The following is a 12139-nucleotide window of genomic DNA, read 5'->3' on the forward strand; positions in this document are numbered from 1 at the left end:
TAAAATAATCAGATTAATGAAACTTAAAACAATAGCGAAAGCAAAAACCGCCACTCAATTGATATTTCTAGTCTGTGGATTGGGAATTTCGAGTTGGGCTCCTATGGTTCCCTTGGCAAAAGACAGACTTGGATTAAATGAAGCAGATTTGGGATTGTTACTTCTTTTATTGGGTGGTGGAGCATTGCTAATGATGCCTTTATCAGGAATGATGATTAATAAGATAGGCAGTCGAAAAGTTATTGCTGTAAGTGTTTTATTCAGTGCTATAATATTACCATGGCTATTGATCATATCTGATGTTTATGTAATTGGAGCCGTTTTATTCGCATTCGGATGCAGTATAGGAACGATTGATGTTGCTATGAATGCTCATGGTGTGCAGGTACAGAATGAATATGGAAAACCTATTATGTCTTCTTTGCATGGGCTTTTCAGTGTTGGTGGACTTTTCGGATCTCTAGGCTTAGGTTTCTTAATGAAATTAGGGTTGAATCCTATTTATGCGGCAATAAATATATCCATATTACTTATCTTTCTTCTGGTAATTCAATTCCGATATCTTTTTGATTATGAAACAGAAAGGGAAATTATTCTTAAATTTTCTCACGTTGATGTGGAAAGTCAAACTACAAGCCGTTTTCAGTGGCTCGATTCAAAAGTTTTGGTATTAGGATTGATGTGTTTTATCGTTTTCCTATCAGAAGGAGCTATGCTGGATTGGAGTGCTGTATTTTTAAGAGATGATAAAGGCGTTGAGCATGAATTTTCAGGAATTGGTTATGCTGCCTTTTCTGTAGCCATGGCTGTCATGAGGTTATCCGGAGATTCTCTTGTCAGTAAACTAAACAGCAGAGTGGTGGTGATAGGAGGAAGTATAGTAGCTTCATTAGGAGTTACACTTTTAACTTTCAGTCCCTGGATACCATTATCACTTGTTGGATTTATATTGCTTGGAATGGGAGCCGCGAACATCGTTCCTGTATTTTTCAGTGAAGGCGGAAGAATTTCCGGGATCTCTTCAACGGTTGCTATTCCTGCTATTACTACAATAGGATATGCCGGATCGCTGGCTGGTCCTGCTTTATTGGGTTTTATTGCGCATCATTTTTCTTTGACGGTTGCATTCGAAATCATAGCTTTGCTGTTTGTTCTGGTCGCTATCATCTATAAATTCAGAAATAATCCATCATCATGTTAAAAGAAGAGCGTTTTCAGGTCATATTGACTCAATTAAAGAAAAAAAATAAAGTTAAGTTTGAAGATTTAGCTGAAGACCTTAACGTCTCTGAAGATACCATAAGAAGAGATATAGAGCAGCTTCACCGGAATGGACTTTTATCCAAAGTTCGTGGTGGTGCCATATCAAGAGAAAAAGATCCGCTTTCATTTCATGACAGACAATCTTTTCTAGCTGATGAGAAAAATGTTATTGCTTTAAAAGCACAGCAATTTATCAAAGATGGTATGACCATATTTTTGGACGGCGGAACTACCACCTGTGCGGTTGCCAATTATATGCCTGCTGATATCAATATCCGGATCATTACTAACAATACCTCACTTATTCCCATATTGAGTAAGTTTAAAAAAGTAGAGCTGATCTTTTTGGGTGGAGTATATGATGATGATTTGGCAGTGACCACAGGAAACACCACCTGTAATGAAGCCTCTAAGTTTATTGCAGACCTCTTTATCATGGGAACCTGTGCTGTGGACGCAAATTTTGGGGCTTCAGCCACCTCCATTAGCGATGTAGAAACGAAAAGAACCATGATCAGGTCTTCAAAAAAAACAATTGCACTGGCCAACCAAAGTAAACTACGACGTACGGAACCTCTTAAGATTTGTGATATTACAGATCTTGATGTTTTAATTACGGATTTGCCTGCTGATCATGATGAGCTGGAATCCTTTAGAAGTTTGAATGTTCAGATTATATAATATGAAAACTTTAGTCATCATATTATTATTAATATTCAATATCACAAAAGGACAATGTGATTATACATTGTATGAAAAAGGAATTATTTATATAAACAAAGATTTTATTGATAATGGTATTCAAAAGTATTATAATGATATTCTTTCTTCAGATGCATATGGAATATCAATATATGAAAAGACTTATCCCATTTACAAAACTGATAATTACAGAAACTGGTTAAATATTGATAAGACAATTGCTGATAATAAGAAAGATAAGTGTCTAATTAAATTGAATAAACTTTATTGGAAAAAAGATTGGAAAACCTCAAAGTATTATAAAAATTCTAAAGTTTTTAGTAAAGAAAAATTTAAAGGACCATCGCATATAGCTATTTTCACAACATTAAGAAATGATTCGTTAAGAATTGACATAATATCTAACTCTAAAGAAGGTATAAAGTACTGTGGAAGCGTAAATAAGTATTTATTAATTTTTGATAAAAATAAAAGTATAATAGACGTGAAGAAATGGAAAAGCCACTATGAGTGTTTGTGATTTTATGGATTATTGTATTTTCCACTTATTTTATCCATCCAACATAAATTGATATGGGCATCATGGCTAGTGTTAATGGTATTATTATAGCAAAAGCATATCCAAAATTCAGAATCAGGGAATTGAATTTGTTGGGGTTGCCTCCAAGGGAACGGAATGCACTTTGGAAACCATGTGCCAAATGCCAGGCAAGAGAGGAACATCCGATAAGGTATATAACCACTTCAACAGGATTCGTGAATTTTTCAATCATCATTTTATACAAGGGCAATTCTTCTCCGAATTGAAACTGATGAATTCGATTGGGAATCCAGAAATTTCTAGTATGAATAACCAGGAACAGCAAGAGTAATGTCCCTAATAAGGTCATACTTTTACTGTACCATGTAACCCCGGAGATATTTTTATTAACTGCATAGCCCACAGGTCGGGCTTTTTTATTTTTATACCAAAGCATATATCCCTGAATAATATGAATAATAAATCCAATAATTAGAAAAACCTCTATGGTTCTGATTATTGGATTGGTAGCCATAAAATGGGCTCCTATGCCAAATATTTCTCCATTATCATTATAAAAAATCAGTGCATTAATCGAGGCATGTACAATAAGAAAGCTGATTAAAAATAAACCACTTAATGCCATTACAATCTTCCTTCCTATAGAAGTTTTAATCAATGTATTTTTTCGATAACTCATAACTTTATTAGATAAATGTGGATGTAAGGATATTATTTTTTTTCAGGGATTAAAAATGGTTTCCCTTTGTCACCAACAAAAAAAGCAAGAAGTTTAGCTGGCTTATTTTTGCTCATATTCCTTGTTCCCGAATGCAATCCTTCCGGCTTTTCATAGAAAGCATCACCCGTTTTATAATGATAAACCTTACCATCGAAGGTTGATTCCAACTCACCCTCCAGAACATAGCCAAAAGTAGGTATAGGATGTCGGTGTGGTGCAGAAACTTCACCCGGAGCAAAATTAACAATAACCATTTTTACTTCCTGTTCTTTAAGGCCTGAGGTTTCGATAAATTGTTTAAAGATAACGCGTGGGGGTATTGCTGCTTCAGTTGAATTCCCGGAATGTTGTGCCTTTGCAGTCATGACAAAAGTAAGGCAAAAGGCAACAGAGATAATTGCTGATTTTTTCATTTTGTACTTTAATTTTCCTTGATTATTATTAAAGCAAAACTGGAAATAAAAAAACTATATTTTCTTAAACTGGTTTAAGAAATGCAGGTCTCAGGATAACAGCATTATAAAAAGATCTTTTTGTTAATAAAGAAAACCACTGCAATGCAATGGCTTTCTTTTATAAAATGTAATTTCTATTAATCTGTAAATTGATCAGTTTTTTAATTTACCTTTCAGTGGGTGCTCACTTTGCCAGCGGGCACTTGCATCATTGCTCACGTAATGGATTGATAAATCAGAAGCTGCTTTAGAGTTTGAAAAACAAATCGAGCGATCAGAACTGTTCTCAAAATTTTCAAAGTACCAGAAAGCTTCATTTTCCAAAGCTTTCAACTTAGAATTCGTTTTATAAACCAGTAGATCTGCTGAGCTTTCAACATCAGTTTCATATACTATCAGATCACTTTTAGATTGAAAATTTTTAATATTAATACTTGGCATGTGTTCGGTGTTTTGGTGTTATTATAAGCAATATTTGATTTAATTAAATATTACTGGTCTAAAGATACTGAATTATAATTTAATGAATTACAATCTTTTATAACCTCTGTAATTAAACCATTTCTTTAACTGTCTGTTTGGATTTTCTAAATTCAGTTAAGCTTATTTTATGACGCTTTTTAAAGAATTTATTTAAATGACTTTCATCGGCAAAACCAAACTCATTAACGATCTCATTGATCCGCATATCACTGAACATAAGTCTGTGCTCAATTAGTCTCATTTTGTAGTTATAGATATAATTCTGAATGGTTTCTCCACATTGATTTTTAAAATAACTCCCTAAATAAGTTTCTGATAAACCAAATTTCTGACTGATAACAGAAGCCTTTAACTGCTGTGGTTCGTAGATATGAGTCTGAATATGACCGATGATCGATAACATTCTCTTATCCGAATTTACTGTAGCATTCACGGGTCTCATCTTTGATATATTTCTCGCTGCAATCACAATTAATGCATTCACATAATGCAGAGTAAGATCTTCCTGATAAAGATCGTGGTGTTTCATATTATGCAAAAGAGAATCAACAATTGATTTTACCAGAAATTCATCCGGCTTATTTTTTAAAACACAACCCGACAAATGAGAGGCATGGTATAATAAACATTCGATACAATTGATGCTTTTCCAATTATACTCTCTTACATAGTTTTCACTAAATTTGACAAATAAAAATTCTGATATTTCAGAAATATCAAAGTAGTGCTGATCGTTAGGGGTAAGCATGATCAGGCTTCCCTTATTATAAGTAACCTTATTATCATTTATTTCTAAAAATCCTGATCCTGAAATAACATACACCATCTGAAAAAAAGAAAACTGCAGGTTCCTTACGGGGCATTTTTCCGTTTTACAATATTCTACATCAACCAGTCGGTCTATATTTTCTTTATTCATCCCGTAAAATTACTCATTTATCATTAAAATATACTGATATATTAAAAAAAATCTGTTCAATTTTGCTAAATAATTTTAAGACTCATCATGAAACGATCGATTTATATTTTGGCCCTGGGAGCCTTTGGTATTATCACCACAGAATTTGGGGTGATTGGTATTCTTCCCAATATCAGTAGGGAATTTGATGTATCTATCGATACTGCAGGTTGGTTATTGAGTGCTTTTGCTCTTACAGTAGCCGTTTCCTCACCTTTCATAACCGCGTTTACGACTAAGATAAATCGGAAACTTTTACTGTGTATGGTACTTGGAGTATTTGTATTATCAAATCTTCTTTCCTCTATTTCCACCAATTTTACGATGTTGATGGTGGCCCGTGTTCTACCAGCTTTCCTACATCCTTTATTCTGGAATATCTCAATGGCAATAGCTTTTAAACAGGGTGGTGCTAAAGCCGTTTCTATAGTTATGGCAGGTCTTAGTCTCGCTACCGTTTTAGGTGTTCCGCTCACAACTTATGCTGCAGATTTGTTCAACAATTGGCAAGCTTCTTTTTATGTAGGAAGTTTTATAAGCCTGATTGCTTTTTTGGGATTATTATTCTTTGTCCCATCAATGCCTGCCAATAAGGATAAAACATCACAGAATCAGTTATATGTACTGAAAAACCCTCAACTTTGGCTTAATCTTACCTCTACCATTCTTACTCTTGCAGCCATGTTTTCAAGTTATACTTATCTGGCTGCTTACCTTGAAAAAATTTCACATATGGATGGGGCAGAGATCAGTATCATGCTGCTTTTGTTTGGCGGAATGGGAATTGTCGGCAATTGGTTGATGGGTCTTGCTCTAAACAGAAATCTGTTATTAACGGTCAGATTATTTTTCATCTCTTTAATTTCAGTTCAGATATTGGCCTATTACTTTGGCGGAATTTTCACACCGATGGTTCTTATTATTTCTCTCTGGGGAATGATTCATACCGGAGGCTTTTTAGTTCCAAATATCAGAACTACTCAGGCAGTACCTCATAGCGCGCTCGAATTTGTCAATAGCCTTTTAACATCTTGTTACAATATCGGCATCTCTCTGGGAGCTTTTGTAGGTGGATTTATCATTGCTAAATATGGGATTCATCAAATTGTGTGGATCAGTATTGCATTGCTTGGTACTACATTAGCACTTAGTTTTATCACTTTCCCAAAAAAATCGGAGATCGAAGAAGAGGAAAGAGAAGAAGAGGAAAAAATAAAAATTTCCCAAGTAATCTGCGAACAAGCCTAGATTGGATCAATAACAAATAAATTTTTTCTTTAATTCCCATACAGTTTCATTCAATTAAATTATTTAAAATGAAACTGTATGGAGTTTTTTTATTAAAGTTTTCAACTATTTTTCTTTGGTGTAATATGAACTACATTTGAAGCTCCGGGCTCAATAACAAAACGTACACCAGCTCCTTTTTCCTGATTTCTCCCCTGAACGGCAGAACCAGTCGTCAAAGTAAGCTTTCCCTGAAAAATCGGATGTGGAATAACCAGTGATATTTCAATTTCCTCCGCGTCAAGCTGTATAATAATGGATTCTGCATCAATTTTCGTACGCGTTCCATCCTTTGATACGGCATAGGCTGTGTACTGATTATTTTCATTCATTCTTCAATAATTTTAATCGGTTAAATTAGTAAAATCTTCCTTCATTTCTCTTATTGTGTTTTGATAGTAGTCGTTTTATTTATAAATTGGTATTCGTTTTATTAAACAGATTTTTATTAATAACACCCATCTATTATGCTACCTCCCGAAATGTATCATCAAGAATTTGAGGCTCCTGAGGAATTACAGGATACCATAAAATGCTTTTGGTATAACAGGAGAGACTCTGAAGAAGCACAATCAGATTTTGAGGTAGTCCCAGACGGTTATGCAGAGATTATTTTCCATTTTGGAGGTGAATGCAGTATTTCTTATAATGGAACATTACAACCATTACCATCCCCATTTATGATAGGACTTCTGAATCAGCCTGTTATATTTCAAATGAAAAACCGTCTAGAAATCATTGCCATCAGATGTTTTCCATGGACTGTTTTTGATTTATTGGGACTGCCATCAGGTAAGGTTGAAGTCCATACATTTGAACATCCTATCGCACAGCTTCATCCCACATTAAATACATTAATTCAAAATGGCAGAGTAGATGAAGCAATAGAACACGTCAAAGAGTATTTCCTTAATGCGCATAAGGCAATTGCTAAAGATAGTATGCTGTTTAAAGCTGGAATAGCTATGACTGAAGCTAAAGGCACTTTACCAGTAAGCCAGGTTGCTCAGGCTGCTCATGCTACCGTTCGGACATTGGAAAGAAAATTCAAAGAATCTTCAGGCCATACCGTTAAAGATGTATCCGGTTTAATGCGGTTTGAACAGGCACGAAATCATTTATGGCTTCATCCCGAAACTAATATTGCAGGTTTAGCCATTGATCTTGGATATACTGATCAGTCTCATTTAAGTAGAGAATTCAAACGCTACAGTGGTATCACACCTGCTGCATTTGCCAGAAAAGCAAAAAAAAGAAGACAGATGGTAAGTGATGATTTTGTCGCATTTATACAAGCCTGAGCCAAGAGCATTTCTGAAATTTGTATTGAAATTAACATACAAATTAAAAGACATGCAATATTTATTAAAAGACAAAAAAGTAGCGATCATCGGTGGTGGACCAGTTGGTTTAACAATGGCTAAGTTACTACAACAAAAAGGTGTAGATGTAACCGTTTACGAAAGAGATTATGATGCACAAACAAGAATTTGGGGTGGTACTCTCGATCTTCATAAAACTTCCGGACAGGAAGCTTTGAAAAAAGCCGGACTCTTGGAAAATTATTATTCTGAAGCAATTCCTATGGGAATCATCTTTGCTGATAAGCAAGGTAATGTGTTACACACCCGAAAACCTACACCTGAAAATCAGCATGATAATCCGGAAATAAACAGAAACCATTTAAGAAAAATATTACTTAACAGCCTAACAGCTAATACCGTAGTTTGGAACAGAAAATTCACAAATCTTGATGTGCAAAACGGAAAATGGCTATTACAATTCGAAAATCAACCCGATGCTACTGCAGATTTTGTTATCGTAGCTAATGGAGGAATGTCGAAAGTAAGAAGCTATGTAACTGATGCTAAAATCGAAGAAACCGGAAGCTTTATTATTCAGGGGGATGTACCTACACCTGAACTCAATTGTCCTGAAGCTTATCAGCTTTGTGATGGCAGCAGATTAATGACGGCAGATAATGGAAGTTTATTCGTTGCTAATCCTTATAATAATGGTGCATTGACCTATGGTTTAATTATTCAGAAACCTGAAGAATGGAACTATGGTCACCCATTAGACTTCGAGAATAAAGACTCCGTTATCGAGTTCCTTTCAAACAGACTGTCAGATTGGAGTGGGCCCTTCCAACAGGTATTTCAGGCAACTTCATTTTTTGTGGGATTACCAACAAGAAAATTGCCATTGGATAAACCCTGGAAAAATGATCGCCCTCTCCCAATAACGCTTATCGGAGATGCAGCACACCTGATGCCGCCGTTTGCTGGTCAAGGTGTAAATATTGGATTGGTAGATGCCTTAACTTTATCTGAAAACCTTACCGAAGGAAAATTTGAAACTGTTGAAGAAGCCATTAAAGATTATGAAAAAAGAATGATGATTTATGCTGCAGATGCTCAACTTGAATCAGCTACGAATGAAATAGAAATGCGCGATCCCGGCTTTTCTTTTTTACAGTTTTTCGAGTAAAATATACAGTGGGCTTCAATTTTTGAAGCTCACTGCTTTTATAGATAAATTGTAAAACAAAGCATTTCTGACAAAATTTTAAAAAAATAATTTTTTGTATTTCTATTTATCGTAATATTGCAATATAAAGTTAAAATCATGGGAGCAACGAAAACAGACCATTTTACAGATGAGCAAAATAAAATAGCAATTATCGCTAAGGCATTAGGGCATCCTGCCAGAGTAGCGATTATTGAATATCTGCTAAAAGTAGATACCTGTATTTGCGGAGATATTGTAAATGAACTTCCATTGGCTCAGGCTACGGTTTCGCAGCATCTAAAGGAGTTAAAAAATGCTGGTTTAATTAAAGGGAATATCGAGGGAACAGCAATTTGCTACTGCATTGATGAAAAGACTTTTGAAATCCTGAATGAATACTTTTTAAAAATAATCTCCAGGGTTACGACCCAAAAATGCTGCTAATGCATTTTTTTGAAATAATATATCGCAATATTGCAATAAACAAATAAAACAAAAAGAACAATGAAATTATCTGAAATCAAAAAAATCTTACCAACATTAAATAACGTTGAGTTTCAACTGGAAAGTGGAAATTTTGTTCCTGAACACTTTCATGTTACAGAGATAGGAACAATAACAAAACATTTTATTGATTGTGGTGGAATCATTCGAAGCGAAAAAACCATCAGCTTCCAACTATGGAATGCCAACGACTTTGAACATCGCTTAAAGCCTACTAAACTTATAAACATTATCAAATTATCTGAGGAAAAATTAGATATTGAAGATCATGAAATAGAGGTAGAGTATCAAGATGTTACCATTGGAAAATATGATTTAGATTTTAATGGAAAAAATTTTATCCTTAAAAATAAAACGACAGCGTGTCTTGCTCAGGAGACCTGTGGTATTCCCACCGAAAAGCAAAAGCTTAATTTATCCGGTCTCTCTTCTAACTCCAGTACTTGTAAACCGGAATCAGGATGCTGCTAAAATAATCTCTAATTAAAAATAAATAAACGATGTATCCACGACTTTTACAAACTATAGAATTAGTACAAAATATTGAAATCCCAGAGGAAAGAAAAGAAATATTAAAACCACTAACAGCATTTATCCAAAGAAAACTAGGAGATAAAAAAGCAATAAATCTTAATTTTATATGCACTCATAATTCCAGAAGAAGCCATCTATCCCAAGTTTGGGCACAGATAGCCAGTGATTATTTCCATATTCCAAAAGTAGCCTGTTATTCTGGAGGGACTGAAGAAACGTCGATATTTCCTAAAGTTGTAGAAACTCTGGAAGAACAGGGACTTCAAATATTGAAGCTATCAGATAGTGAAAATTCTGTTTATTCAATTAAATATAATGAAGAATCACATCCTATTATTGGCTTTTCCAAAAGACACGAAAGCCTTTTCAATCCTGCTTATGGCTTTGCAGCGATTATGACATGCTCACAGGCTGACGGTGGATGCCCTTTTATTGCTGGTGCCGACCAACGTATTCCCATTACATTTGAAGACCCTAAAGTCTCCGATAATACACCTGAACAGACGAGAATTTATCATGAAAAAAGTTTAGAAATAGGAGCTGAGATGTTTCATGTCTTTTCACAGGTAATACAAATGGATTAAAACTATACCATGCAACCAAAACTAAAATTTCTTGACAGGTTTCTTACTTTGTGGATATTTCTTGCGATGTTTTTAGGAATCGTTTTAGGCTATTTATTTCCTGCCACTTCAAATATGATCAGTTCATTATCAATCAGAACAACGAACATTCCTTTGGCGATCGGTTTGATTATAATGATGTATCCACCATTGGCAAAAGTTGATTACTCATTGCTGCCAATGGTATTTCGGGATAAAAAAGTAATAAGCATTTCGTTATTATTGAATTGGATCATTGGTCCTGTTTTAATGTTTATACTGGCTGTTTTATTTTTGAGAAATGAACCTGATTACATGATAGGCTTGATCCTTATTGGTCTGGCGAGATGTATCGCAATGGTCCTGGTCTGGAATGATCTGGCAAAAGGAAATCGTGAATATGCAGCATTATTAGTCGCATTAAACAGTATATTTCAGGTATTTAGCTACAGTTTTATGATCTGGCTGTTCATCAACATACTTCCTGAAAAATTAGGTCTTGCCAATTTTAATGTCAGTGTGTCTATCCGGGAAGTAACAGAAAGTGTTCTAATTTATTTAGGGATTCCTTTTATTGCCGGTCTTCTAAGCCGTTATTTCCTTACAAGATTAAAAGGAAAAGAATGGTATCAGAGAAAATTCATAGCTAAAATATCTCCATTTACATTATATGCCTTATTATTTACCATTGTACTTATGTTCACCCTTAAAGGAGATAAAATAGTAGAACTCCCTATGGATGTGATAAAAATAGCTGTTCCCCTGATCATCTATTTTGTACTGATGTTCATGATGAGTTTTTTTATCAATAAACTATTGAATATTCCTTATGACAAAAATGTATCCGTCGCATTTACCGCTACAGGAAATAATTTTGAACTGGCAATAGCGGTTTCAATAGCTGTATTTGGGATTCATTCTCCACAGGCATTTGTTGGAGTGATTGGACCATTAATTGAAGTTCCTATTTTAATATTATTAGTTAAGATAAGTTTATGGCTAAAGAAATATAGCTATAAAGTATAAAACATCATTGGTATACATTTCAATGTTGTTGCTATATAATGTAAAACAATTATTTTTCCGATTCAATATTTTTGGGGTCATGAAAAAGAACTTCTACCTCCGTTTTGCATTATCCGTTATTTTACTGATGCATAGTGTGTTTTCTATTGTTAGTGGAGACGTCAATAATTTTGGTCTCCACTTTCTTAATACGATAGGATTCAGTCCATTGGGACTTTACCTCGCCTGGTCAGTTAAGCTTACTCATCTTTTATCGGTTCCATTGCTTTGGATAGATAAATATTTAAAAACTGTGGCAGTCGCCAATATTTCAATTTTTATTCTTGGGATTATTTATGTCCACTGGCAGAATGGGTGGTTTGTAGTAGGTGGTGGAAGGAATGGGGTGGAATTTAATTTCCTGCTTATTTTCTGTTTTTTAAACCTTATGTTTCCTGAAGTTTCTTTCCAAAACAAAAAAAACAGGTAGTTGGTATACAAATGGGTTAATTTCGTAGCCTTTCTATTTTTATATTTGATTGAAAGATATTACTTTGTAGTTTTAAATCGTAT

Annotated in this window: 16 protein-coding genes; 11 read left to right on the forward strand and 5 right to left on the reverse strand. The window is 34.4% G+C overall.

The window, feature by feature from the left end; all coding sequences use genetic code 11:
- Positions 1–16 precede the first annotated feature (16 nt).
- From NG806_RS05445 to NG806_RS05455, 3 genes are read left to right on the forward strand one after another with little or no spacing between them, the layout of a single operon-like run.
- Complete coding sequence (locus NG806_RS05445; RefSeq protein ID WP_261512256.1) at positions 17–1201, forward strand: MFS transporter; 1185 nt, start codon at positions 17–19, stop codon at positions 1199–1201.
- Positions 1195–1944 (forward strand): DeoR/GlpR family DNA-binding transcription regulator, encoded by a 750-nt coding sequence (locus NG806_RS05450; RefSeq protein WP_214824810.1) that lies wholly within the window; start codon positions 1195–1197, stop codon positions 1942–1944. Before NG806_RS05445 ends, NG806_RS05450 begins: the two co-directional genes overlap by 7 nt.
- A gap of 1 nt (position 1945) precedes the next feature.
- A complete protein-coding gene (locus NG806_RS05455; RefSeq protein ID WP_261512257.1) occupies positions 1946–2485 on the forward strand; it encodes a hypothetical protein in 540 nt (179 codons plus the stop codon).
- A gap of 25 nt (positions 2486–2510) precedes the next feature.
- Here the strand turns inward: NG806_RS05455 and NG806_RS05460 are convergent, their stop codons facing one another.
- The 4 genes from NG806_RS05460 to NG806_RS05475 form a co-directional block, all read right to left on the reverse strand.
- Entirely contained in the window at positions 2511–3185 is a 675-nt protein-coding gene (locus NG806_RS05460) for a succinate dehydrogenase cytochrome b subunit (RefSeq protein WP_261512258.1), read from the reverse strand.
- 32 nt (positions 3186–3217) lie between these two features.
- Positions 3218–3640, reverse strand: coding sequence for a cupin domain-containing protein (locus NG806_RS05465; protein WP_214824807.1), 423 nt, complete (start codon positions 3638–3640; stop codon positions 3218–3220).
- Between the two features lie 195 nt (positions 3641–3835).
- Positions 3836–4123 carry a DUF6150 family protein gene (locus tag NG806_RS05470; protein ID WP_214824805.1) on the reverse strand — a complete coding sequence of 96 codons (288 nt, stop codon included), beginning with the start codon at positions 4121–4123 and terminating at the stop codon, positions 3836–3838.
- Positions 4124–4235: 112 nt separating this feature from the next.
- A complete protein-coding gene (locus NG806_RS05475) occupies positions 4236–5084 on the reverse strand; it encodes an AraC family transcriptional regulator (protein ID WP_261512259.1) in 849 nt (282 codons plus the stop codon).
- Positions 5085–5171: 87 nt separating this feature from the next.
- On the opposite strand from NG806_RS05475, the gene NG806_RS05480 reads away from it, so the two are divergent.
- Positions 5172–6371, forward strand: a complete 1200-nt coding sequence (locus tag NG806_RS05480; RefSeq protein WP_261512261.1) for an MFS transporter — start codon at positions 5172–5174, stop codon at positions 6369–6371.
- Between the two features lie 101 nt (positions 6372–6472).
- On the opposite strand, the gene NG806_RS05485 is transcribed toward NG806_RS05480, so the two are convergent.
- On the reverse strand, positions 6473–6742 hold the full coding sequence (locus NG806_RS05485) for a hypothetical protein (protein ID WP_261512262.1): 270 nt from the start codon (positions 6740–6742) through the stop codon (positions 6473–6475).
- 135 nt (positions 6743–6877) lie between these two features.
- Here NG806_RS05485 and NG806_RS05490 point away from each other — a divergent pair, with 135 nt between their 5' ends.
- The 7 genes from NG806_RS05490 (at position 6878) to NG806_RS05520 (ending at position 12056) form a co-directional block, all read left to right on the forward strand.
- Entirely contained in the window at positions 6878–7711 is an 834-nt protein-coding gene (locus NG806_RS05490) for a helix-turn-helix domain-containing protein (protein WP_261512263.1), read from the forward strand.
- A gap of 52 nt (positions 7712–7763) precedes the next feature.
- Positions 7764–8900, forward strand: coding sequence for an FAD-dependent oxidoreductase (locus NG806_RS05495; protein ID WP_390882575.1), 1137 nt, complete (start codon positions 7764–7766; stop codon positions 8898–8900).
- Positions 8901–9038: 138 nt separating this feature from the next.
- Positions 9039–9365, forward strand: coding sequence for an ArsR/SmtB family transcription factor (locus NG806_RS05500; protein ID WP_261512265.1), 327 nt, complete (start codon positions 9039–9041; stop codon positions 9363–9365).
- A gap of 60 nt (positions 9366–9425) precedes the next feature.
- Positions 9426–9896 (forward strand): DUF6428 family protein, encoded by a 471-nt coding sequence (locus NG806_RS05505; protein WP_261512266.1) that lies wholly within the window; start codon positions 9426–9428, stop codon positions 9894–9896.
- A 29-nt stretch (positions 9897–9925) separates the two neighbouring features.
- Positions 9926–10543 carry a low molecular weight phosphatase family protein gene (locus tag NG806_RS05510; RefSeq protein ID WP_261512267.1) on the forward strand — a complete coding sequence of 206 codons (618 nt, stop codon included), beginning with the start codon at positions 9926–9928 and terminating at the stop codon, positions 10541–10543.
- 9 nt (positions 10544–10552) lie between these two features.
- Positions 10553–11587 carry an ACR3 family arsenite efflux transporter gene (arsB, locus tag NG806_RS05515; RefSeq protein ID WP_261512268.1) on the forward strand — a complete coding sequence of 345 codons (1035 nt, stop codon included), beginning with the start codon at positions 10553–10555 and terminating at the stop codon, positions 11585–11587.
- Between the two features lie 79 nt (positions 11588–11666).
- Positions 11667–12056, forward strand: coding sequence for a DoxX family protein (locus tag NG806_RS05520; protein WP_261512269.1), 390 nt, complete (start codon positions 11667–11669; stop codon positions 12054–12056).
- Positions 12057–12139 lie beyond the last annotated feature (83 nt).

This window comes from Chryseobacterium paludis, assembly GCF_025403485.1.
In the GTDB taxonomy this organism is placed as follows: Bacteria; Bacteroidota; Bacteroidia; order Flavobacteriales; family Weeksellaceae; genus Chryseobacterium; species Chryseobacterium paludis.

Bases quoted from the DNA above. Each gene is read 5' to 3' on its own strand.
- NG806_RS05445 (WP_261512256.1), top strand. From the start codon at position 17: ATGAAACTTAAAACAATAGCGAAAGCAAAAACCGCCACTCAATTGATA.
- NG806_RS05450 (WP_214824810.1), top strand. From the start codon at position 1,195: ATGTTAAAAGAAGAGCGTTTTCAGGTCATATTGACTCAATTAAAGAAA.
- NG806_RS05455 (WP_261512257.1), top strand. From the start codon at position 1,946: ATGAAAACTTTAGTCATCATATTATTATTAATATTCAATATCACAAAA.
- NG806_RS05460 (WP_261512258.1), bottom strand. From the start codon at position 3,185: ATGAGTTATCGAAAAAATACATTGATTAAAACTTCTATAGGAAGGAAG.
- NG806_RS05465 (WP_214824807.1), bottom strand. From the start codon at position 3,640: ATGAAAAAATCAGCAATTATCTCTGTTGCCTTTTGCCTTACTTTTGTC.
- NG806_RS05470 (WP_214824805.1), bottom strand. From the start codon at position 4,123: ATGCCAAGTATTAATATTAAAAATTTTCAATCTAAAAGTGATCTGATA.
- NG806_RS05475 (WP_261512259.1), bottom strand. From the start codon at position 5,084: ATGAATAAAGAAAATATAGACCGACTGGTTGATGTAGAATATTGTAAA.
- NG806_RS05480 (WP_261512261.1), top strand. From the start codon at position 5,172: ATGAAACGATCGATTTATATTTTGGCCCTGGGAGCCTTTGGTATTATC.
- NG806_RS05485 (WP_261512262.1), bottom strand. From the start codon at position 6,742: ATGAATGAAAATAATCAGTACACAGCCTATGCCGTATCAAAGGATGGA.
- NG806_RS05490 (WP_261512263.1), top strand. From the start codon at position 6,878: ATGCTACCTCCCGAAATGTATCATCAAGAATTTGAGGCTCCTGAGGAA.
- NG806_RS05495 (WP_390882575.1), top strand. From the start codon at position 7,764: ATGCAATATTTATTAAAAGACAAAAAAGTAGCGATCATCGGTGGTGGA.
- NG806_RS05500 (WP_261512265.1), top strand. From the start codon at position 9,039: ATGGGAGCAACGAAAACAGACCATTTTACAGATGAGCAAAATAAAATA.
- NG806_RS05505 (WP_261512266.1), top strand. From the start codon at position 9,426: ATGAAATTATCTGAAATCAAAAAAATCTTACCAACATTAAATAACGTT.
- NG806_RS05510 (WP_261512267.1), top strand. From the start codon at position 9,926: ATGTATCCACGACTTTTACAAACTATAGAATTAGTACAAAATATTGAA.
- arsB (WP_261512268.1), top strand. From the start codon at position 10,553: ATGCAACCAAAACTAAAATTTCTTGACAGGTTTCTTACTTTGTGGATA.
- NG806_RS05520 (WP_261512269.1), top strand. From the start codon at position 11,667: ATGAAAAAGAACTTCTACCTCCGTTTTGCATTATCCGTTATTTTACTG.